The organism is Deltaproteobacteria bacterium (assembly GCA_016875395.1).
Taxonomy (GTDB): domain Bacteria; phylum Myxococcota_A; class UBA9160; order UBA9160; family UBA6930; genus VGRF01.
On record VGRF01000010.1, the window covers coordinates 1 to 20,581 of the forward strand.

The following is a 20,581-nucleotide window of genomic DNA, read 5'->3' on the forward strand; positions in this document are numbered from 1 at the left end:
CGTGGATGAACCGATTCCGCCGGCTCCTCGTCCGCTGGGAGAAGCGCGAGCAGAACTACGAGGCAATGCTCCATCTCGCCTGTGCCTGGATCACGATGAAACTGGCTGGGGTTTTCGGATAGGCTCTTAGGTTCGCGACTCCTGTCGAGTATCGATTCCCGCGAGATGGGGTTCCGAGTGGAGAGGTCGAAATCGATGCCGACGGCTGGGCGCGGGAAGTTGTCGACGGAAAAGTGATTCGTTGGTGGATCGGCTTCACCGAGAAACCTCTCGATGAGAGCGCGCAGCAGGGCATCTCCGTGCTCGCCAACGGAAAAATGGCCCAACGCCCATTCCAGTTCGGGCGATCCCAGGGGACCGAGGGCCAGCTGGGTCAGGAGTATCTAGTCGGCGAGGTCGAGGCGAACTGGATCGATGCTGGGGCCGACATTGAGGATGACTTGATTCAGTCGAACCGAGATCAGCTTCAGATTGAGGAGGACCGACTGGCGGGATTTCTCTCTTGGGGCCGGGACCGCCTGAGATGGGCGTTGAAGGAGAGGAATCGACTTCGATCGCTCAAACGGATCGAGGAGTTCGAAGAGGAGAACGATCTAGCTGAGTTGTTTAGTGGGAACACCAAGCATGAGCGCGAGCGCCTCATGAAGGTTGCGAAGACCGTTGCGCGGCTCCCCGAGTTGCCGACCAGCGGGGTTGCTGATGTGATGCGAGAGGTGATTAACGCACAAGCGGATGTCGTCGTGCGCGAGATGATCGAGAAAATCAGCGAGGAGGATGACCACGTTCAGGAGCGAATGTGGGAGCTAGTCCGCGAGTTTGGCCTGATTGATGCCCGACGAACTCAGACCATTATCGAGGGGCGAATTGGCGCGACCGATCGTCTGGCGACCCAGGTCGCGGACGGAACTCGAGAGGTGCCTGACCTCCACAACACCGTCCGCGAGAACGCGTGGCTACTGGACCCCAGGTGGCACCTGTATGACGATGAAGTCGATGTATCCGATTGGAATCCAGACTACGCGCCGGAGTTGGACGAGACCGGCGAGCGAATCGATTTCCTCTTCGTTCTCAAGCCCAAGGCACCGGCTCCCATCGACGAAGTGATCGTCGTCGAGATCAAGAGAGCCCGGAAAGCGAGTGGAGCGATCCACAACGTTTCCGAGGGAGAAGTGAACAAATTCCATTCCTATGTCTTGACGGCGATTGACCACTATTCGAAGAGCACGAACCCGCCGCGTGTTCGAGGGTTGATGATTGCCCAGGGGTACACCGAGAAAGCGAACCGCATGCGGAGATCCGTTGAGAAGACCGACTACGCGGAGTTCAAAACCTGGGACCTCGTCATCGACGAGACCCGAAGAATGCACCTTGGATGGCTGGAAGTGTCCAAGAAGCGAGGTAGCAGAGGGGCGTAACGTCCCCCCGCCTACAGCGCCCCCTTCACGCTCATCACCGCCCCCGCGGCGCGCGGGTCGATCTCGCACGCGACGCGCAGCGCGCGCGCGAGGCCCTTGAAGATCGCCTCGATCGCGTGGTGCGGGCTCATGCCGTATCGAAGCTCGACGTGCAGATCGAGGCCGGCGTTCTGCGCGAAGGCGTAGAGGAAGTCCTCGACCAGCGAGACGTCGAAGTTGCCGACGCGGTCGTTGGCGAGCGCGACGCGGTAGACGAGGAACGGGCGGTTCGAGACGTCGACGGCGACGTCGGCGCGCGACTCGGCCATCGGCAGCGCTTGCTGCCCGTAGCGGCGGATGCCCCGCGCGTCGCCGAGCGCTTGGCGCAGCGCTTGACCGAGCACGATGCCGACGTCCTCGACGGTGTGGTGCAGGTCGACCGCGAGATCGCCCTGCGCGCGCAGCGTCAGGTCGAACAGGCCGTGCTTCGCGAACGACTCGAGCATGTGGTCGAAGAACGGGATGCCGGTCGCGACGTCGTAGGCGCCGGTGCCGTCGAGCGTGAAGTCGGCGCGAATCTCGGTCTCGCGCGTCTTGCGCTCAATGCGGGCTCGTCTGCTCGGTGCTTCGCTCGTCATGCCATCTCGTTTCGTCACGCAGCCGCGCGCTCGTGAGCGCGGCTACCAGTCCATCTCCGCCTCGGTCTCCGCGTCGCGCGCGGCTTCGCGCTCGCGGCGGGCTTTGCGGATCTTAGCGAGGCGCAGCTCGACGCTGTTGCCGTGGCCGGTGAAACCTTCGAGGTTCGCGAGGCGGATCACGTCGCTCCCGAGCTCGCGCAGCTTCGGCGCCTCGAAGCGCACGAACGCGGTGCGCTTCAGGAAGTCGTCGACGCCGAGCGGCGAGAAGAAGCGCGCGGTGCCGCCGGTGGGCAGCACGTGGTTCGGGCCGGCGAGGTAGTCGCCGACCGCGACGGGCGTGTAGTGCCCGAGGAACACGGTGCCCGCGTTCTTCACCTTCTTGAGCTGCGCCTCCGCGTCGTCGGTCGCGATCACGAGGTGCTCGGGCGCGTAGCGATTCGCGAGCTCGAAGGCGTGCTCGATGTCCTTCGCCACCACGATCGCGCCATTCGCGAGCGCCGCGCGCGCGATCTTCTCGCGCGAGAGATCGCCGAGTTGCTTCTCGAGCTGCTCTTTCACCTTCTGCGCGATCGCCTTCGTCGTGGTGATCAGGATCGCGCTCGCGCCTTCCTCGTGCTCTGCCTGCGAAAGCATGTCCGCTGCGACCCACGCCGGCGTCGCGCTCTTGTCCGCGATCACGACGACTTCGGTCGCGCCGGCTTCGCTGTCGATCGCGACTTCGCCGAACACGAGCTTCTTTGCGTGCTGCACGTAGGCGTTGCCCGGGCCCACGATCTTGTCGACGCGCGGCACGCTCTGCGTCCCGAACGCGAGCGCCGCGACGGCCTGCGCGCCGCCGAGGCGGAACACGCGGTGCACGCCCGCGACGCGCGCCGCCATCAGCACCTCGTCGCGAATCTCGCCGTTCTTTCCCGGCGGCGTGACCATGATGATGTCGGGCACCTCGACGACCGAGGCCGGCACCGCGTTCATGATCACGGTGCTCGGGTAGCTCGCCTTGCCGCCGGGCACGTAGATGCCCACGCGCTCGAGCGCGCGCACCTTGTGTCCCATCAGCGCGCCGCCCTCTTCGCGCATCTCCCAGCTCGACGGGATGCGCTTGCGGTGGAACTCGCGCACGCGCATCGCGCTCTTGCCGAGCGCCGCGCGGTCCGCCGGCGGCACGCGGTCGCACGCCGCGTCCCAGTCCTTCTTGTGGACTTCAAATTTTTCGAGGTCGCATCCGTCCAGTTTCTTGGTGAGCGCGAACAGCTCCGCGTCGCCGTTCTCGCGCACGTCGGCCACGATCTTCGCGACGGTCTTATCGACCGACTCTTCTTGTGCCGCGCGCCGCGCGCACAGCTTGTTGAAGGCGCGCTCGAAGCCGGCCTCGCCGGCTTGCAGAAACGCGATGCCGCCCTTGGGCGCGCTCGTCTTGGCCATCAGCTTCTCCCCGTTCGTCGAGCACGCGCCGTAACAACTCGCGCTCGTCCCCCCAAATCGCGGTGCGTTCGCGGCCCCTCGAAGCCGCACCGCGCGAGGGTTTGTGTCAACTCGTCCGCCTGCGCAGGCGCAAGCTCTAGCGCAATCAGGCCACCCTGATTCAAGAAGAGTGGCGCTTCGTGCGCGATCTTGCGCAGCAGCGCCGCGCCATCGGAGCCCGCGAACAGCGCGCCGCGCGGCTCGTGCGCGAGCTCGGGTGCAAGCGAGTCTGCTTCGGACTCCGCGAGATAGGGCGGGTTCGACACGATCACGTCGAAGCGCTGGCCCAGAACGGGTGTGAAGCCCTCGCCGTGCACGAAGCGCACGCGATCGCCGAGGCTGTGCGCGCTCGCGTTTCGTTCGGCAACCGCGAGCGCTGCGGCGGAGAGGTCGCCCGCCACGACGCGCAGCTTCGGGCGCTCCTTCGCGAGCGCGAGCGCGATCGCGCCCGAGCCCGTGCCGAGGTCGAACGCGGTGAGCTCGGCCTCGACGTCGGGCAGCTCGGCGAGCACCGCCTCGACGAGCGTCTCGGTCTCGGGCCGGGGCACGAGCACGTCGGGGGTGACCGCGAGCGGCATCGACCAGAACTCGCGCGTGCCGGTGAGGTACGCGACCGGCGTGCGCGCCTCGGTGCGCTGCTTCACGAGCTCGCGGAAGCGCGCGCGCTCGTCCGCGAGCACGGGCTTCTCGAAGTCGAGGTAGAGCCGCAGGCGATCCGTGCCGAGCGCGAAGGCGAGCAGGGCCTCGGCGTCGAGGCGCGCGCTCTCGATGCCTTTCTGCTTGAAGTAGTCCGTGGTCCACTTCAGCAGCGCGAGCACGGTCCAGGTGTCGCTCACGCGGCGCGGCCCTCGCTCGCGAGCGCCTTCTCGCGCTCGCTCAGCATGTAGCTCGCGACGCCTTCGAGCAGGTCGCCCACCTCGCCTTCCATCACGCGATCGAGCTGGTGGAGCGTCAAGCCCGCGCGGTGATCGGTGACGCGGTTCTGCGGGTAGTTGTAGGTGCGGATCTTCTCGCTGCGGTCGCCCGTCCCGACTTGCGAGCGGCGCTCGCTCGCGCGCTCGTTCGCCTGGCGCTCGAGCTCCGCCTCGAGGAGCCGCGAGCGCAAGACCTTCAGCGCCTTCGCCTTGTTCTTGTGCTGGCTCTTCTCGTCCTGGCACTGCACCACCACGCCGCTCGGGATGTGCGTCACGCGCACCGCCGAGTCGGTCGTGTTCACGGACTGCCCGCCCGGCCCACCCGAGCGAAACACGTCGATGCGCAGATCGGCGGGGTTGATCGTGATGTCGACCTCTTCCGCCTCGGGCAACACCGCCACCGTGACGGTCGAGGTGTGAATGCGGCCGGCGCCCTCGGTCGCGGGCACGCGCTGCACGCGGTGCACGCCGCGCTCGTGCTTGAGGCGCCCGAACACGTCCTTGCCCGAGATGCCGACGATGATCTCCTTGAAGCCGCCAGACCCGGTCTCGGAGATCGAGAGCGGCTCGATCTTCCAGCGCAGCCCTTCCGCGTAGCGCGAGTACATGCGGAACAGGTCCGACGCGAACAGCGCCGCCTCTTCGCCGCCGGTGCCCGCGCGAATCTCGAGGATCGCGTCGCGCTCGTCGGTCGGATCCTTGGGGATGAGCAGCCGGCGGATCTCCTGCACGAGCTGGTCGCGCTTGGCTTCGAGGTCTGGCAGCTCGGCCTGCGCGAGCGCCGCGATCTCGGCGTCGGAGTCGCGCGCCATCTCCTGGTTGTCCGCGATCGCCTGCAGCGTCTTCTTGTAGACGGAACCCGCGTCCACGACGGGCCGCAGGTCCGACAGCTCCTTCCCCACCTTCGCCAGCTCGCCCTGCTTCTGCGCCGTGGCGGGGTCGGCAAGCCGCGACTCGAGCGCCGCAACGCGCGTCTCCACGTCGCGGATGCGTTCGAGCCAGTCGGTTTGCGGGGAAGCCATGGGTGAATCCGAATGCGAGGGGCGAGGCGAGCCCGCGCGCGAGCCGCGCGGAGGCGCCGTCCGGGGGAAAGCGGCGCAGCGCGGCGCAAGGTCGCGGAGTGGCCCCGCTGCCGCAAGCGAGCGCGGGCGCTGGGGAATTCGGCTGCGCAGCGTCGGACCGCGGAAGCGAACGTTTCGGCCGGGCCAAAACGACCGCCCCTGCGACGATTCGGCCCGGCCAGATCGTTCGATGCCCTCGGACCGTCGGCCCGCGACACATTTCGGCCGGGCCAAAGTGACTCACCGGCGACACATTTCGGCCCGGCCGGAATGTCTCAGGGCCAAGATCGGCGCGGCGGAGGGGTGAGTGGCGATCAGTGGGGATGCGCGGCGCGCAGCGCGGCAGATCGGCGTTCGCGCGCGGCTTGCGTCCCATCTCGGCGCGAAGCTGCGGCTCTTCGCGGGGCTCACGGTGGGGATTTGTGTGCCCTACTTCGCGCTGCAGCGCGTCGCGTTCGGCGCGCCGTTCGCGCCGCCGGCGCTCGCCCTCGACGCGCTGATCCCCTTCGCGCCCGGCTGGGTGTGGGCGTACGCGTCGCTGTTCGCGCTCGTGCCGCTCTCCGCCCTGCTCTCCGCCTCGCGCGACGAGGTGCGCGCCTTCGGCCGCGCGCTCGTGTGGCTGTGTACGCCGAGCTTCGCGTTCTTCGCGCTGTTCCCGAGCGCGGGCCCGCGTCCGCCGGAGGCGATGCACGCGGCCGAGCTCGGCTGGCTCGTCGCGGTCGACACACCCGGCAACGCGTTCCCGTCACTTCACGCGGGGCTCACCGTAATGTGTCTGCTCCACGCGCGGCGCGTGTGCGGCATGCAGCTCGCACGCCCCTTGCAGCGCGCGCTCTGGGACGCGGGCTCGCTCGCATGGGCGGGCGTGATCGCGTTCGCGGCGCTCGCGAGCAAGCAGCACTGGGCGGTGGATCTGGTGGCGGGCGGGTTGTTAGGCGCGACGGCTCATTCGTTGGCTTTCGCGCGGACGGCACGCGCGCTCAGGGAGTCGCCGCCCGCTTCCTGACCAGCCACCCCAGCGCCGCGAGGCTCGCGCCCAGCATCAGCCACTGCGCGGGCGTGAGCCCTGCGTAGCGCGCTTCGCCCACGCGCAAGAAGTCGAGTGCGAAGCGCCCCGGCCCGTAGAGCGCGAAGAACAGCGCGGCGAAGAAACCTGGCGCGCGAAGTTGTTGCGGCCGCGCACGATCGAGCAGCAGGAACGCGGCGCCGATCGCGAGGCACAGCAGCGCCTCGAGCAGGCCCAGGTCGAAGCGCGGGCCGCCCCACGGCGCGCCTTCGGGGAAGCTCACGGCGAACACGCTCGTGGAGGCGATGCCGAGGTGATCGTGCTGCAGCGCGCAGCCGAAGCGGCCGACCGCGAGCGTGAAGGGCAGCGCGAACATCACCACGTCGAAGAAGCGCGCGATCTCGCCGGCTGCGAGTCCCCTGCGCCGCGCGACGAGGAAGAGCCCCGCGAGCCCGCCGAGCATTCCCCCAGTCGACGAAAGCTCGCCCCACACCCGAAACAACTCGAGTGGATCCTCGCGCAGCACGTGAGGGCGGTAGGCGAGCACGTCGAAGACGTGCGCCGAGGCGAGGCCGAGCACGACGGCCCACAGGATCAGCGCGCTCGCCGTCTCGCGCGCGATGCCCACGCCCGGCGCGCGGCGCACGGTCAGCTCCACCTGCACCACGATCGCGGCGAGCGCGAGCAGGCGAAACGCCTGCAGCGTGTAGCCCCCGATCTCCCAGGTGGGATGCTCGACGTACGGGATCACGCGCGCGCCCCCGTCACCACCAGCGCCACCACCGCTGCGGGCGCGGGCAGCGCTCGGTCGGGCGCGTGCCGCGCAGGAAGACCTCCTCGACGCCGTCGCACCACGAAGCGGCGAGGAGGCCCGTGCCGGTGTGGATCTCGGCCGTAACGACTCCCGCGGGCACGGCGAAGTCTGCCCAGCCGCTCGCGCCGAGCGCCCCCTTCACGAAGCGCGCGACGACGGGCAGCGCGGCCTCGGCGCCGGAAAGCCCCACGCGCGCGCCGTCGTCGAAGCCCACCCACGCGACGACGACGACTTCCGGCGTGTAGCCCGCGAACCAAGCGTCGCGGCGATCATTCGTGGTGCCGGTCTTGCCCGCGAAGGCGCCGCGCACGCCCAGGCCGCGCAGGCCGCGCCCGGTGCCGCGGTCGACGGCGCCCTGCAGCGCCGAGGTGATTAGGTACACGGGCTCTGCGTCGAACACGCGCGCGCTGTCCGCGACATCGCCGCCGAGGTCGCCGCCGTCCGCCTCGCGCACTGCGAGCGTCATGCGCGGGCGCGAGAGCACGCCGCCGCTCGCGAACACGGCGTAGGTGCGCGCCACTTCGAGGGGGGTCATCTCGAAGGCGCCGAGCGCGATCGAGGGCACGGGGCGCAGCGCGCTCTCGATGCCGAGCTCGCGCGCGGTCTCGGCCACGCGCACGAGGCCGGTCTCGAGCCCGAGCCGCGCGAAGGGCACGTTGAGCGAGTCCTCGAGCGCACGGCGCAGCGTCACGGGTCCGCGGTAGCGCTTGTCGTTGTTTTCGGGCGCCCAGGCCTTGTCGTCGATCGTGATGCTGAGCGGCTCGTCTTCGAGGATCGTCGCGAGCGTGAAGCGCTCGGCGTCGCGCTCCGTGCTTGTTAGGGCAGCCAGCGCGACGATCGGCTTGAACACGCTGCCCGGCTGGCGGTGCGCCTGCACGACGCGATCGAGCGTGCCGCGCGCCGCCTTGCGACCGCCCACGTACGCGAGCACGTCGCCGTTCTTCGCATCCAGGGCAACGAGTGCGGCTTGCAGCGGCTTTTTCGCGCGCCGCAGCTTCGGGTAGGCGCGCTCGAGCGCCGCGAGCTGGTCGGTCACCGCGGCCTCGGCTGCGGCCTGATGACTCGCGTCGAGCGTGGTGAAGACGCCGAAGCCCGCGCGGCTGAGGGAGTCCTCGTCGACGCGCGCTGCAAGATCGCTGCGAATCTTCGTCACGAAGCTCGCGGCGAAGGTCGGCCGCGCCTTCTCGCGCTTCACGCCGAGCGGCTGCGACTTCGCGGCGTCGCGCGCGGCGGCGTCGATGCGGCGCTCGTCGTGCATCACGTCGAGCACGAGATTGCGGCGGATCTTCGCCTTCTCCGCTTGCCGGAACGGTGAGAGCCCGTTCGGGCCTTGGATCAGCGCCGCGAGCAGCGCGCCGTCCGCGAGCGTCAGCTCCTTCACGTCCTTTCCGAAGTAGAAGCGCGCCGCGCGCGAGACGCCGTGCACCGCCAGCGCGCCGTCCTGCCCGAGGTAGATCTCGTTGAGGTACGCCTCGAGAATCTCGTCCTTCGAGTACCGCAGCTCGAGCCACAGCGCGCGAAAGATCTCTTTGAGCTTGCGCGTGAAGGTGCGCTCGGGCGACAGGTAGACGTTCTTAACGAGCTGCTGCGTGATCGTGCTGCCGCCTTCCGCGATGCGCTGTTCTTTCGCGTTCTCGACGGCCGCGCCGAACATGCGGATCGGGTCGACGCCGATGTGCGAGTAGAAGCGGCGGTCCTCGGTCATCAGGACCGCGTCGACGACGTGCAGCGGAATGTCGGCGAGCCGCACGACCTCGCGGTCTTCGCCGCTCTCGGCGAGCGATGCCAGCAGCGGCGGCTCGAGCACGACCTTGCTCGCTTCGCCGCCATTCACCGAGAGCGAGGCGACCGCTCCGCTCGGATGCAGCGTGCCGGTGATCAGCGCTTCGGGCGCGGGCGCGCCCGGATACGCGAGGCGCCGCGCGCGCAGCGAGAACGCGCTCTTTGCCGCGCGAAACTCGCCGGGCTTCGGCTCTGCCTTCGCGGCCTGATAACCGGCCGCGCGCAGGTGCTTCTCGATGCGCGCGAGGCCCGCAGGCTTCCCCACTTCGAGCGTGAGCGAGCGACCGTACACGCGCGTGGGCAGCGGCAGCACCTGCTCCGAGAGCGGCGGGCGCGGCCCGAGCGAGCACGCGAAGGCGAGTGCGCACGCACACAGCGCGGCGGCGAGCGCGCGGCGCGCCGTCATCGCGCGCGCTCCATGCGCCGCTCTTCCTCGTCCCACCAGTCGTCTGCTTCTCGCGCGCGCTCGGCGTCGCGTCGCGCGCGCTCCATGCGCCGCCGTTCGCGCTGTTCGCGGCGCAGCTCCTCGCGCGAGCGCTCGCGCCGCGGCTCGGCGGCGCGTTCCTCGGCGCGCTCTTCCGCGCGGCGGAAGAGGCGATCGAAGAAGTCGCCGAGAGTCTCGACCTCACCGCCGTCCTCGGGTCGCTGCGGCGCTTCGCGGGGCATCGGGGCGGACTCGGCGCGGATGTCGCCGCGCGCGACACGCCGGCGGTACTCGGCGGCGCGCGCCGCTTCCTCGGCTTGAAGCCGCTGCGCCTCGGCGACATCGGCGGGATCCCACGTCTCGGCGCTCGCTAGCGTCGCAGCCACCGACAACCCGAACGCGAGGGCGACGTGCCGCACGCTCACGCGCTCGCCTCGATCCAGTGCGCGAGGCGGCCGGCGCTCGCGCCGTCGCGGCGGAACGAGTGGAAGCGCGCGGCGTCGCAGCGCGTGCACTCGCGCGCGGCGACGCCGACGGCGCGCGGTGCGATGCCCGCGCGCGCGAGAGCAAGCTGCGCGAGCAAGCCGAGGTCGATGCGCGCGTGCCCGGGGCGCGTCGGCGTGAGCGTCACGTCGACGAGCTTCCCGTAGCGCGCGCGCAGCGGATCGATCACGGGTGCATCGACTTCGTAACAACAGCCGCCGATGCACGGCCCGATCGCCGCCGCGATCTCTGCGCCGCGCGCCGCGCTCGAAAGCTCGGCGAGCGCGTTCTCGATCACGCCCGCCGCGAAGCCGCGCCAGCCCGCGTGCACCGCGCCGACGCAGCCGCCCGCCGTGAGCAGAATCGGCACGCAATCGGCGGTCGCGATGCCGACGCGCAGGCCGCGTTCGCGCGTCAGCACGGCGTCCGCGTCGCCGAGCTCGTTCGCGCGCTCCGCCCACACGACGCGCGCGCCGTGTACTTGGCGCGGGCGGCGCCACGGCGGCTCGCTGCTCGTGCGCAGGCCGAAGCCGTGCGCGACTCCGCGCGCGGTGAGCACCGGATCGAGCAGGAAGCTCGCAGCGGCGTCAGCCACGGCGCGGCTCCGCAGCAGCGAGCGCGTCCTCGAGCGCGACGAGATCGGCGGGAAGCGGCGCTTCGAAGCGCAGCGCGGCGCCGCTCGTCGGGTGCGTGAAGCCGAGCACCGCGGCGTGCAGCGCCGGGCGCGCGAGCTGCTTTGCGAACGCGCCGCCCGCGGCCTTGCCGTAGGTCTCGTCCCCTAACAACGGGAGGCCGTGGGAGGAGAGGTGTACGCGAATCTGGTGCGTGCGGCCGGTCTCGGGCCGTACCTCGAGCTTCACCACGCCGCTCTTCGCGAAGCGGCGCAGCACTCGCCAGCGCGTCGCCGCCGCGCGCCCGCGCTTCGTGGCGATGCTCATGCGCTTGCGGTCGCTCGGGTGCCGGCCGATCGCGCGCTCGATGCGCCCCTCGTCCTGCGCCGGCGCGCCGCGCGCGAACGCGAGGTAGACGCGCTCGATCGTGTGGTCGTGAAACTGCTTCGAGAGCGCGGCGTGCGCGGCGTCGGTCTTCGCCGCGACCATCACGCCCGAGGTGCCGCGATCGAGGCGGTGCACGATGCCGGGCCGCGCGACGCCGCCGATGCCCGCGAGATCGCGCACGTGGTGCAGCAGGGCGTTCACCAGCGTGCCCTGCGCGTGACCGGGCGCCGGGTGCACGACCAGGCCCGCGGGCTTGTCGAGCACGACCAGCGCGTCGTCTTCGTGAAGAATCGTGATGGCGATCGGCTGCGGCACCAGCTCGCTCGGAGCCGCCTCCGGCGGATCCGCGAGCACGCGGTCGCCAGCCTCCACGCGTTGGCTCGCCCGCGCCGGCGCGCCATTCACGCGCACGCGCTCCTCCTTGATCCAGCGCTGCGCCTGCGCCCGCGCCACGCCCGCGAGCGCCGACAGCGCGCGATCGAGCCGCTCGCCGGCGTGCTCGGCGTGAACCACGTACTCCGGCGCCACGCCGCTACCAGAGTCGCGAGCGAACGTGCTTGTTACGGGCGACGAGTACGTCCACGAGCGCGCGGTTCCACGCGTTCGTCGTGCGCGCAGTGTCCGCTTCGACGCGCTCGTCGAAGTAGTCGCGCCCTTCTTTCAGCTCGCTCGCCATGCGCTCGAACAGGTCGTCGTTCGCGAGGCCCTCGCGCACGAGCTCGGGGTGGTAGAGCACGATGTCCGACACCACGGCTCGCGCGAGCCGCAGCGCGCGAGCCGGATCCGCGATGCGCGTCATCGCGCGCGCCGCACGACGGGCCGCGCGGGCTTCTCGGGCCGCGCGGCCAGCACGCGCTGCATGTAGATCGGGACGACGCGGTCGGCGTCGAGGCCCACCGCACGCACGTACGCCGTGACGAAGCCGCGCACGTACACGGTCGCGGGCAGCGCGGCGAAGTCCTCTTCTTCGAGCGACTTCAGATAGCTCGCACCGATCTTGGTCGCGCTCGCGATGCGCTCGAGCTCGATGCCGCGCGCCATGCGCCAACGCCGGAGCCGCGCGCCGTCGACGCCGCCTTCGTACACGCTCTCTTCGAAGCCGCGAATCTCGGGCGCCGCTTCCAGCTCGTCCTCGCTCTCGTCGGCGAAGCTGAGCGCGAGCTCGACGCGCGGCTCGCCGCCGAGCGTCGCGTCGTACGCCGCGCGCTGGTCGACGTCGCGCAGCACGCTGTACGCGAGCTCGATGCGCTCCTGCAGCGCGGACACCTCCTTGTCGTCGTAGACCGAGTAGGTGGCGAGCGAGTCGGCCGAGTACGTCGCGCGTGCGATGCGATACGCGCGCTCGATCTGCTCGGCGTTCGCGTCGCGCGCGACTTCGAGGATCTCGTAGTGGGTTTGATCCGAGAACGGCCTCATCGCGCGTCTTCCCTCGGCAGCGGCACACCTTCTGCGAGCTTGCGTGCGATGCGCTTCAGGTACACCGCGGCGTCGCCATCGGGCTGGATGTCGAGCAGCGGGCGGCGCTGCTTCACGGCTTCGCGCACCGCCGCGTCGCGGTTCAGGTAGCCGATGTAGTCGGCGTCGATGCCGAAGAAGCGCCTGCACACGCTGCTGATCGAGAAGCCGAGCTTCACGTCCTCGGCGCTCGCGACTTCGTTCACCACGATGCGCGGGCGGAAGCGGCGCATCGTGTCGACGAAGCGCTGCCCCTCCTCGGGATCCATCTGCTCGACTTCCCGCAACAAGTCGAGCGGCGTCGAGATGCCGCGCGCGTTCTTCTGGTCCATCGCTTCGCGCACGAGCGCGCGCACGTCGTGCTTGTTGAGCGCGGCTTGCATGCGCCGGTAGAAGGCGGCGCGCACGAACGTGTAGGCGTTCTCGATCGAGGTGGGCTCGGGGTGCACGACGATCAGGCCGTCGTCGCTGACGAGGAAGTAGTCGAGCGTGGCGGCGTGTGCGCCGGCGCCGCAGTCGACGATCACGAAGTCGCACGGCATGCGGCGCAGCTGCGCGAGCAGGTCCGCGCGCCGCGCGGCGTCGGGCTGCGCGCCGGCGAGGTTGCCCTGCGTCGCGGCGATGAGGCCGAGGTTCTCGCTGGGCGTGGCGACGATCAGCCGCAACAAGTTCGGCTCGCGGCCCGCGATGAAGTCCGCGAGCGTGCGCGCGGGCGCCTTCACGCCGGTGAGCGTGTGGAGATTCGGGCCCTCGACGTCGGTGTCGACCGCGATCACGCGGTAGCCCGCGCGCGCGAGCGTGATCGCGAGGTTCGCCGAGAGGAACGTCTTGCCGACGCCGCCCTTGCCGCCGCCCACCGCGATGAGGCGCGGGCGCGGAACGTCCGAGATGTAGGGACCGGTTTCCGTAGGAGCGCTCCGCGTCGACTATTCGACGAGCTCGGTGTTCCAGTACGAGACGTCGACCACGCTCAGGAACGGACGCCATTCCTTGTACCGCACGCTCGAGAACATCAGGTTCATGAGCGGCGTCCAGCGCGGGCGCTCCGGCCGCTTCATCAGCTTCATGCTCGCCTGCTTCGGCGTGCGCCCGCCCTTCAGCCGATTGCAGTCGATGCAGCTCGTCACCACGTTCTCCCACGTGCTCTTGCCGCCGAGCGCGCGCGGGATCACGTGGTCGAGGTTCAGCTCCGCGCGGCGCGGCTTCACGCCGCAGTACTGGCACTGGAAGTCGTCGCGGGCCATCAGGTTGATGCGGCTGAAGCGCACGTGGCGGCGCGGCAGGCGATCGAACGCGACGAGCACGATCACGCGCGGGATGCGGACGCGGCCGTGGGGCGTGCCGATCGACTCCTCGTTGCGGGCGACCGCGAGCTGCGTCCAGCTGTCGAAGTCGAAGGTCTTGTACTCCTCGTCGATGACGCGCGCGATGCCCTGATAAACGAGCGTGAACGCCCGACGCACCGACGTGACGTGAATCGGCAGATACGAGCGATTGAGGACGAGAACGCTCGACGACAGCATCGGCGCGCCAGAGTACGCGACGCGCCTAGGGCCATCAATCAACGCGCGAGGGAAGTGAGCGCTCTCACGACCTCGGCGTCGTCGCCCGCGAGCAGGGTGCGCACGTCGAGCAGCACGCGCGCGTCCTGCACGCGCGCGAGCACGGCGGGCGGGGCGGCGCGCAGCGCGGCGGCGAGCTGCGCCGCGCTCTGCCTCGACTCGAGGGCGACCGCGTGCGACGGCAGCACGAAGCCCGGCAGCGAGCCGCCCCCGACAGGCGACTCGGTGCGCACCACGCTCGCCTTCACGCCCGCGGCCGTGAGCTGCGCCGCGAGCTCGCGTGCGCGCGCCTCCAGCTCGCGCTCGGGCGCGAGCAGCATGCGCAGCGTCGGGATCTCGCTGTGGCGCCCGTCGAGCAGCGCGGTGGCGAGCCAGTCGAGCGCGGCGAGCGTGAGCTTGTCGACCCGCAGTGCGCGCGCGAGGGGGTTCTTGCGCATCGCGCGGATGCGCTCCGGCGCACCGAGCGCGATGCCGGCCTGCGGGCCGCCGAGCAGCTTGTCGCCGGAGAAGCACACCACGTCGACGCCGCTCGCGAGCCGCGCGGGCACGAAGGACTCGGCGGGAAAGCCGCGCTCGCGCAGGTCGAAGAGGGTGCCGCTGCCGAGGTCCTCCACGACGGGCACGCCGCGCCGCTTCCCGATTGCGGCGAGCTCGCCTAGCTCGACCTCGGCCACGAAGCCGCGCTGCTCGAAGTTCGAGCGGTGCACCTTCAGCAGCAGCCCCGTGTCCGGCGAGATCGCGTCCTCGTAGTCCCGCGCGTGCGTGCGATTGGTGGTGCCGACCTCGACCAGCTTCACGCCCGCCCGGGCGAGGATCTCGGGCACGCGGAACGAGCCCCCGATCTCGACCAGCTCCCCGCGCGAGACCACGACCTCCTTGCCGCGGGCGAAGGTGTCGAGCGCGAGCAGCACGGCCGCGGCGCAGTTGTTTGCGACCGCCGCCGCGCCGGCGCCCGAGAGGAGGCGCAGCTTCGTCTCGAGGCCGGCGAGCCGGTCGCCGCGCTCGCCGCTCGCGAGGTCGAGCTCGAGGTCGGAGTAGTGCGCCGCCGCGTGGCGAACGGCCTCGGCGGCGCCGTCGCCGAGCACCGAGCGGCCGAGGTTCGTGTGGAGCACGACACCGGTCGCGTTGATCACGCGCGCGGGGCGCGCGCCGCTGAGCGTGCGCGCGGCACGCAGGGCGTTGGCTCGGACGTCGCCCGGCAACTCGCCTGCTTCGACCCGCCCTCGCGCCTCCGCGATGGCCCATCGGACAGCCTCCGCGAGCGCCCATCGCGGGAGGTCGCAGCCCTCGGCGGCCTCCAGCTCGCGCAGCAAGCGATCGACCGAGGGCAGCGAGCGCCGCAAATCCTGCTCAGGATCTGCCGATCCCTTGCCGAAACCCATTCCATTCTTGACCGGCGGGACGCGATCCATGATGCTCCCCAAGTCATTTTTTCGGCCAGAACGGACTTCGCTTCGAAGGCATTTCCCTCGGAAACGGCAGAGTGCCGGAGGGTGCCTGAGAAATCGTGGCGAGGTCTAGGGGTGACGACAGGCGCTGGACGTGAGGCGGGAACCCGCGGAGCGCCAAGGAACCCTGGGCCGCGAACGAAACGAAACCCTGAAATGCCTCGATTGAATCGAACAGGCATCGGCCAGCTCGGGACGCTCCAGCGAGATCCCGTCCAGCTGCGCGACCCCGAGTCGGGCGTCGCCCCCTCCGCCTGATCCCGCCCCGCTCCCGCGGGAGCGGTTCTCGCAGACAAAGCCTGAGCTCGGCACACAAGCGCTGGAGGCGCGTGGTGAGCGAGATCCAAGGCGCTGCACCTCTCGGCCCCAGGCCTACGGAACGAGGATGCAGAACGAAATCCTGATCAATGCGACGCCCGGCGAGACCCGCGTCGCGATTCTCGAAAAGAAGCAGTTCATCGAGTTCCACCTCGAACGCGCGCGCAGCAAGAGCGTGGTCGGGAGCGTGGTCAAAGGGAAGGTGATGCGGGTGCTGCCTGGTATGCAGGCGGCGTTCGTGGACATCGGCCTCGAGAAGGCGGCGTTCCTCTACGCCGGCGACTACGTCGAGGACATCGAGGAGCTGGACGACGGCGGTGACCCGCGCCAGCGCGGGCGGCGCAACCGCCGCGCCCCCTCGATCGAGACGCTCGTGCGCGAGGGCCAAGAGATCGTGGTGCAGATCGCCAAGGAGCCGATCGGCACCAAGGGCGCGCGCATCACCTCGCACATCTCGATCGCCGGGCGGCACCTCGTGCTGACGCCGTGGGCGCAGCGCGTGGGCGTGTCGCGCAAGATCGACTCCGACAGCGAGCGCCGGCGCCTGCGCGACATCGTGCAGCGCGTGAAGCCCGCGGACCTCGGTTTCATCATCCGCACCGCGGGCGAAGGCACGCGCGACGCCGACCTCGAGGCCGACGTGCGGTACCTGACGACGGTCTGGGACGACATCCAGATCCGCAAGGATCAGGTACGCGCGCCGGCGTTCCTCTACAGCGAGCCGAGCCTGGCACTGCGGGTACTGCGCGACTTTGCGAACAGCGACACAAAGCGAATCGTGATCGACTCGCCGAGCGTTCACGCGGAGATCCAGGGCTTCGCCGACCGCTTCATGGCCGACCCGAAACCGCGCATCGAGCACTACCAGGGCGCGCTGCCGGTCTTCGACGAGTTCGGGATCGAGGAGCAGATCGACACCAACCTCGGCCGCAAGGTGTGGCTCAAGAGCGGTGGCTACCTGATCGTCGACCAGAGCGAGGCGCTCACCGCGATCGACGTGAACACGGGCCGCTTCGTGGGCAAGCGCGACCTCGAGGAGACGGTGCTGCGCACCAACCTCGAAGCGGTGCGCGAGATCGTGAACCAGCTCCGCTTCCGCAACATCGGCGGGCTGATCATCCTCGACCTGATCGACATGGAGTCGAGCGAGAACCGCGAGAAGGTTTACCGCGCGCTCCAGCAGGAGCTTCGCCAGGACAAGGCGAAGACGAACATCCTGAAGATCAGCGAGCTTGGGCTGGTCGAGATGACCCGCAAGCGCACGCGCGAGAACCTCGTGCAGATGTTGTGCGAACCCTGCGCGTACTGCGAGGGCAAGGGCTACGTGCTGACCCCGGAGTCGGTGGCGCACAAGGTGCTGCGCGAGATCCGCAAGGACCTGCCGCGCTTCGGCGGCCGGCGCGTGGTGGTGACGGTGCACCGCTCGGTGGCCGAGCAGCTGATGACCCACGAGCGGTCGAGCCTGCAGGCCGTCGAGCGCGAGCTCGGCCGCGAGATCGAGATTCGGGCGCGGGTGGAGCTGCACCAGGAGCAGTTCGAGATCGTATCCGCGGGCGAGGGGGAGCCGATCACGGTGCCGCTGCCGTGGCTCGCAGACCGCAAGAGCGAGCGCCAGCAGCAGGCGGAGGCCCGTGAAGCCGCGGCGCGCGCCCGGGCGGAACGCGCCGCCGAGCGAGCCCAGGAGACGGCGGCCCCCCCGGAGCCCGCGGCGCCCCAGGCGCCCCGTCCCGAGTACCTCTCGATGTCGCTGCTCGACGACGAGGACGACCTCGAGGCCCCGGCTGCGGCCCCTTCGGCCAGCAACGAGCCGGAAACCGCCGCGGGTCCTGCAGAAGTCGCCGCCGCGCCGGTTGACGGGCAAAGCGAATCTTCGATACTGCCGCGCTTCCGTGAGCAAGAAGAGGGCGTGTGATGTACGCGGTCGTGAAGACGGGCGGGCTGCAGGTTCGCGTGACGCCGGGGACGGCGGTGCGCGTGGGCAAGCTCGCGGGTGAAGTGGGCGCCGCCATCGAGTTCGACCAAGTGCTGATGGTCGGCGGCGAGGGCGAGGCGAAGATCGGCAAGCCGCTCGTGAGCGGGGCCAAGGTGCTCGGCACGATCCGCGCGCACGGTCGCGGCGAGAAGATCACGATCTTCAAGAGCAAGCGGCGCAAGAACTACCGGCGCAGGCAAGGCCACCGCCAGGACTACACCGAAGTCCAGGTGACCGAGATCCGCGCTTAACTGCGAGCAACCGAGCCCGGCAAGCGACCGAACGCCGCAAAGCGGCGTAGGCCGCGCGCAGCGAGGCGAAGCCGAGCGGAGAGTCGAAGAGATGGCACACAAAAAGGGTCAGGGTTCCTCCCGCAACGGTCGCGACAGCCACGGCCAGCGCCGCGGCGTGAAGCGCTACGCGGGCGAAATGGTGAAGGCCGGCAACATCCTCGTTCGCCAGGTCGGCACGCGCATTCACCCCGGCCGCAACGTCGGTGTCGGCCGCGACTGGACGCTGTTCGCGCTGGTCGACGGCGTCGTCAGCTACGGCCCTTCGAAGGGCAAGCTCGTCGCCAAGGTCGAGCCGGCAGCCTGAGGAGTTAGGGGAGCGCCCGCGCGTCTGGCTGGGTCCTCTCCAGCAGGACGTGCAATGAACCACGAGGGCGATCCCTTCATCGACGAAGCCGTCGTCACCGTTCGCGCGGGCGACGGCGGCAACGGCTGCGTCTCGTTTCGCCGCGAGAAGTTCGTGCCGCGCGGTGGGCCAGCGGGTGGCGACGGCGGCAACGGCGGCAGCGTCGTGTTCCTCGCGGACGCGAATCTCTCGACGCTGCTCGACCAGAAGTATCAGCGCCGCATCGAAGCGCCGCGCGGCGGCGACGGCGCGGGGCGCAACATGGCGGGGCGCAACGGCGAGGACGCGACCGTGCGCGTGCCCGTCGGCACGCAGATCTACGACGCCGACGCCGAGCCCGGCGATGCGCCGCTCGCCGATCTCGCGGAGGCGGGGCAGCGCTTCGTCGCCGCGCGCGGCGGCATCGGCGGCTTCGGCAACGCGCGCTTCGCGACGCCGACGCGCCAGACGCCCGACTTCGCGAAGCCCGGCACGACGGGCGAGGCGTGCAAGCTGCGTCTCTCGCTCAAGCTGCTCGCGGACGTGGGCTTGTTAGGTCTCCCGAACGCCGGCAAGTCGACGCTGCTCGCGCGCATCTCGGCCGCGAAGCCGCGCATCGCCGACTACCCGTTCACGACGCTCACGCCGAACCTCGGCGTCGTCACCCTCGACGATCAGCGCTTCGTGGTCGCCGACATTCCGGGCCTGATCGAGGGCGCGAGCGAAGGCGCCGGCCTCGGCGACCGCTTCCTGCGCCACATCGAGCGAACGCGCGTGCTGCTGCACCTGCTCGACTGCACCGCGCTGCTCGACGACTCGCGCGACGTGCTCGGCGAGTACGAGACGATCCGCAAGGAGCTGGCCGCATACGACACGGCGCTGAGCGAGCGCCGCGAGCTCGTGCTGCTGAACAAGATCGACGCGCTCGGCGATCGCGGCGTGCTCGATGAAGTGCAGCGCGCGCTCGAGGCGCGCGGCTGCAGCGTGCTGCGCGGCTCGGGCGTGAGCGGCGAAGGCATCCCCGCGCTGGTGCGCGCACTCTGGCGCGCGATCCAGGAGGAGCGCGCACTGCAGGAGAGCACCAGGTGACGGAGGAGCTGCGCAGAGATGCGGCGCGCGCGAAGCGCATCGTCGTGAAAATCGGCAGCGGCACGCTCACCGAGGCGGGCCGCGTGCGCACGCGCGTCGTCGCGGAGCTGACGAGGCAGATCGCGGCGCTCGCGGACGCGGGCAAGGAAGTCGTCGTCGTCTCGTCGGGAGCGATCGCGATCGGCAGCCACCGGCTTCGGTGGAAGCAGCCCGGCAAGACGATTCCGGAAAAGCAGGCCGCGGCAGCGGTCGGCCAGATCGGGCTCTCGGAGCTGTGGCGCAAGGCGCTGCGCAAGCGCGGCCGCGAAGTCGCGCAGATTCTCGTGACGCGCTCGGGGCTCGAGGACCGCGAGGGCTTCCTCAACGCACGCAACACGCTCGCGAAGCTGCTCGAGCTCGGCGTGATCCCGGTCGTGAACGAGAACGACACGGTCGCGACCGAGGAGATTCGCTTCGGCGACAACGACAACTTGTCGGCGACGATGGTGAACCTGATCGGCGCCGAGCTGCTCGTGATCCTCACCGACGTCGACGGGCTCCATCAGGCGCCGCCTGAGAAAGGGAAGCCGCTTCCTCCGCTGTATGGCGTGGTGGAGCACGTCGGGGACGTGGCGCAGGCCGCGGGCGGCGCGGGCACTGCGTTCGGGCGCGGCGGCATGGTCACGAAGCTCGAGGCGGCGCGGAGCGCGGCAGGCTCGGGCGCCGCGACCGTGCTGTGTCACGGGCGCGCGAAGGACGTGCTGCTGCGCGTCGCGGCAGGCGAGCCTGTGGGCACGCTGTTCCGCGCCGGCAACAAGCTCGCAAGCAAGAAGCACCGCATCGCGTTCACCGCGAAGCCGCGCGGCGTGCTCGTGCTCGACGAGGGCGCCGTGCGCGCGCTGACCGAGCGCGGGCGCAGCCTCCTGCCCGCTGGAGTCGTGCGCGTGGAGGGCAAGTTCCAGCGCGGCGACCCGGTCGCGTGCGTCGACACTCGCGGGCGCGAGTTCGCACGCGGGCTCGCCACGTACTCGGCCGATGAGGTCGAGCGCATCAAGGGCGCGCCGACTTCGCGAATTCTCACGGTGCTAGGGTTCACCAACGGCGACGAAGTGATCCACCGCGACGACCTCGTGCTGCTGCCGTCGCGCTCGCCCAACAGCTGAGACTT

22 protein-coding genes are annotated in these 20,581 nt (G+C 70.2%); 8 read left to right on the forward strand and 14 right to left on the reverse strand.

Going from position 1 to position 20,581, the window contains the following annotated elements:
* Together FJ091_09715 and FJ091_09720 are read left to right on the forward strand one after the other, a co-directional pair.
* A partial coding sequence (locus tag FJ091_09715) for an IS5/IS1182 family transposase (GenBank protein MBM4383630.1) occupies positions 1-122 on the forward strand: 122 nt, incomplete at its 5' end.
* A 111-nt stretch (positions 123-233) separates the two neighbouring features.
* A complete protein-coding gene (locus tag FJ091_09720) occupies positions 234-1,415 on the forward strand; it encodes a hypothetical protein (GenBank protein MBM4383631.1) in 1,182 nt (393 codons plus the stop codon).
* Positions 1,416-1,426: 11 nt separating this feature from the next.
* Here the strand turns inward: FJ091_09720 and hisB are convergent, their stop codons facing one another.
* Genes hisB through prfA form a run of 4 tightly spaced genes read right to left on the reverse strand, consistent with a single transcriptional unit; the run spans position 1,427 to position 5,429 of the window.
* Complete coding sequence (gene hisB, locus FJ091_09725) at positions 1,427-2,032, reverse strand: imidazoleglycerol-phosphate dehydratase HisB (GenBank protein MBM4383632.1); 606 nt, start codon at positions 2,030-2,032, stop codon at positions 1,427-1,429.
* Between the two features lie 42 nt (positions 2,033-2,074).
* Positions 2,075-3,454: a histidinol dehydrogenase gene (gene hisD, locus FJ091_09730; GenBank protein ID MBM4383633.1), complete on the reverse strand. Its 1,380-nt coding sequence runs from the start codon at positions 3,452-3,454 to the stop codon at positions 2,075-2,077.
* Positions 3,454-4,329, reverse strand: coding sequence for a peptide chain release factor N(5)-glutamine methyltransferase (gene prmC, locus FJ091_09735; protein MBM4383634.1), 876 nt, complete (start codon positions 4,327-4,329; stop codon positions 3,454-3,456). The genes hisD and prmC overlap by 1 nt, the downstream gene beginning before the upstream one ends.
* Positions 4,326-5,429, reverse strand: a complete 1,104-nt coding sequence (gene prfA, locus FJ091_09740) for a peptide chain release factor 1 (protein ID MBM4383635.1) — start codon at positions 5,427-5,429, stop codon at positions 4,326-4,328. The genes prmC and prfA overlap by 4 nt, the downstream gene beginning before the upstream one ends.
* A 346-nt stretch (positions 5,430-5,775) precedes the next feature.
* On the opposite strand from prfA, the gene FJ091_09745 reads away from it, so the two are divergent.
* Complete coding sequence (locus FJ091_09745) at positions 5,776-6,474, forward strand: phosphatase PAP2 family protein (GenBank protein ID MBM4383636.1); 699 nt, start codon at positions 5,776-5,778, stop codon at positions 6,472-6,474.
* Here FJ091_09745 and FJ091_09750 read toward each other — a convergent pair.
* The 10 genes from FJ091_09750 to FJ091_09795 form a co-directional block, all read right to left on the reverse strand.
* On the reverse strand, positions 6,449-7,225 hold the full coding sequence (locus tag FJ091_09750; protein ID MBM4383637.1) for a prolipoprotein diacylglyceryl transferase: 777 nt from the start codon (positions 7,223-7,225) through the stop codon (positions 6,449-6,451). The genes FJ091_09745 and FJ091_09750 overlap by 26 nt on opposite strands.
* 13 nt (positions 7,226-7,238) lie before the next feature.
* Entirely contained in the window at positions 7,239-9,476 is a 2,238-nt protein-coding gene (locus FJ091_09755; GenBank protein MBM4383638.1) for a PBP1A family penicillin-binding protein, read from the reverse strand.
* The gene (locus FJ091_09760; GenBank protein ID MBM4383639.1) at positions 9,473-9,919 is read right to left on the reverse strand and encodes a hypothetical protein; all 447 of its coding nucleotides are present in this window, start codon (positions 9,917-9,919) and stop codon (positions 9,473-9,475) included. The genes FJ091_09755 and FJ091_09760 overlap by 4 nt, the downstream gene beginning before the upstream one ends.
* Complete coding sequence (locus tag FJ091_09765; GenBank protein ID MBM4383640.1) at positions 9,916-10,572, reverse strand: polyphenol oxidase family protein; 657 nt, start codon at positions 10,570-10,572, stop codon at positions 9,916-9,918. Before FJ091_09765 ends, FJ091_09760 begins: the two co-directional genes overlap by 4 nt.
* Positions 10,565-11,503: an RluA family pseudouridine synthase gene (locus FJ091_09770; protein ID MBM4383641.1), complete on the reverse strand. Its 939-nt coding sequence runs from the start codon at positions 11,501-11,503 to the stop codon at positions 10,565-10,567. The genes FJ091_09765 and FJ091_09770 overlap by 8 nt, the downstream gene beginning before the upstream one ends.
* Before the next feature lie 4 nt (positions 11,504-11,507).
* Positions 11,508-11,774, reverse strand: coding sequence for a hypothetical protein (locus FJ091_09775; protein ID MBM4383642.1), 267 nt, complete (start codon positions 11,772-11,774; stop codon positions 11,508-11,510).
* Positions 11,771-12,391 (reverse strand): helix-turn-helix domain-containing protein, encoded by a 621-nt coding sequence (locus tag FJ091_09780; protein ID MBM4383643.1) that lies wholly within the window; start codon positions 12,389-12,391, stop codon positions 11,771-11,773. Before FJ091_09780 ends, FJ091_09775 begins: the two co-directional genes overlap by 4 nt.
* Entirely contained in the window at positions 12,388-13,287 is a 900-nt protein-coding gene (locus FJ091_09785; protein ID MBM4383644.1) for an AAA family ATPase, read from the reverse strand. The genes FJ091_09780 and FJ091_09785 overlap by 4 nt, the downstream gene beginning before the upstream one ends.
* Positions 13,288-13,356: 69 nt before the next feature.
* Positions 13,357-13,953: an HNH endonuclease gene (locus tag FJ091_09790; protein ID MBM4383645.1), complete on the reverse strand. Its 597-nt coding sequence runs from the start codon at positions 13,951-13,953 to the stop codon at positions 13,357-13,359.
* A gap of 38 nt (positions 13,954-13,991) precedes the next feature.
* Positions 13,992-15,374 carry an L-seryl-tRNA(Sec) selenium transferase gene (locus tag FJ091_09795; GenBank protein MBM4383646.1) on the reverse strand — a complete coding sequence of 461 codons (1,383 nt, stop codon included), beginning with the start codon at positions 15,372-15,374 and terminating at the stop codon, positions 13,992-13,994.
* 451 nt (positions 15,375-15,825) lie between these two features.
* Between FJ091_09795 and FJ091_09800 the strand changes: the two genes are divergently transcribed.
* The 5 genes from FJ091_09800 (at position 15,826) to proB (ending at position 20,576) form a co-directional block, all read left to right on the forward strand.
* Positions 15,826-17,670 carry an Rne/Rng family ribonuclease gene (locus tag FJ091_09800; GenBank protein MBM4383647.1) on the forward strand — a complete coding sequence of 615 codons (1,845 nt, stop codon included), beginning with the start codon at positions 15,826-15,828 and terminating at the stop codon, positions 17,668-17,670.
* A complete protein-coding gene (gene rplU, locus FJ091_09805) occupies positions 17,670-17,981 on the forward strand; it encodes a 50S ribosomal protein L21 (protein MBM4383648.1) in 312 nt (103 codons plus the stop codon). The genes FJ091_09800 and rplU overlap by 1 nt, the downstream gene beginning before the upstream one ends.
* 91 nt (positions 17,982-18,072) lie before the next feature.
* Complete coding sequence (gene rpmA / locus FJ091_09810; protein MBM4383649.1) at positions 18,073-18,327, forward strand: 50S ribosomal protein L27; 255 nt, start codon at positions 18,073-18,075, stop codon at positions 18,325-18,327.
* A 54-nt stretch (positions 18,328-18,381) separates the two neighbouring features.
* A complete protein-coding gene (gene obgE, locus FJ091_09815; GenBank protein ID MBM4383650.1) occupies positions 18,382-19,434 on the forward strand; it encodes a GTPase ObgE in 1,053 nt (350 codons plus the stop codon).
* 8 nt (positions 19,435-19,442) lie between these two features.
* Complete coding sequence (proB, locus tag FJ091_09820; GenBank protein MBM4383651.1) at positions 19,443-20,576, forward strand: glutamate 5-kinase; 1,134 nt, start codon at positions 19,443-19,445, stop codon at positions 20,574-20,576.
* Positions 20,577-20,581 lie beyond the last annotated feature (5 nt).

Coding starts and splice junctions, on each gene's coding strand:
- FJ091_09800 (MBM4383647.1), top strand. CDS start 15,826: ATGCAGAACGAAATCCTGATCAATGCGACGCCCGGCGAGACCCGCGTC.
- FJ091_09755 (MBM4383638.1), bottom strand. CDS start 9,476: ATGACGGCGCGCCGCGCGCTCGCCGCCGCGCTGTGTGCGTGCGCACTC.
- rpmA (MBM4383649.1), top strand. CDS start 18,073: ATGGCACACAAAAAGGGTCAGGGTTCCTCCCGCAACGGTCGCGACAGC.
- FJ091_09780 (MBM4383643.1), bottom strand. CDS start 12,391: ATGAGGCCGTTCTCGGATCAAACCCACTACGAGATCCTCGAAGTCGCG.
- hisB (MBM4383632.1), bottom strand. CDS start 2,032: ATGACGAGCGAAGCACCGAGCAGACGAGCCCGCATTGAGCGCAAGACG.
- prfA (MBM4383635.1), bottom strand. CDS start 5,429: ATGGCTTCCCCGCAAACCGACTGGCTCGAACGCATCCGCGACGTGGAG.
- rplU (MBM4383648.1), top strand. CDS start 17,670: ATGTACGCGGTCGTGAAGACGGGCGGGCTGCAGGTTCGCGTGACGCCG.
- hisD (MBM4383633.1), bottom strand. CDS start 3,454: ATGGCCAAGACGAGCGCGCCCAAGGGCGGCATCGCGTTTCTGCAAGCC.
- FJ091_09795 (MBM4383646.1), bottom strand. CDS start 15,374: ATGGGTTTCGGCAAGGGATCGGCAGATCCTGAGCAGGATTTGCGGCGC.
- FJ091_09790 (MBM4383645.1), bottom strand. CDS start 13,953: ATGCTGTCGTCGAGCGTTCTCGTCCTCAATCGCTCGTATCTGCCGATT.
- FJ091_09775 (MBM4383642.1), bottom strand. CDS start 11,774: ATGACGCGCATCGCGGATCCGGCTCGCGCGCTGCGGCTCGCGCGAGCC.
- obgE (MBM4383650.1), top strand. CDS start 18,382: ATGAACCACGAGGGCGATCCCTTCATCGACGAAGCCGTCGTCACCGTT.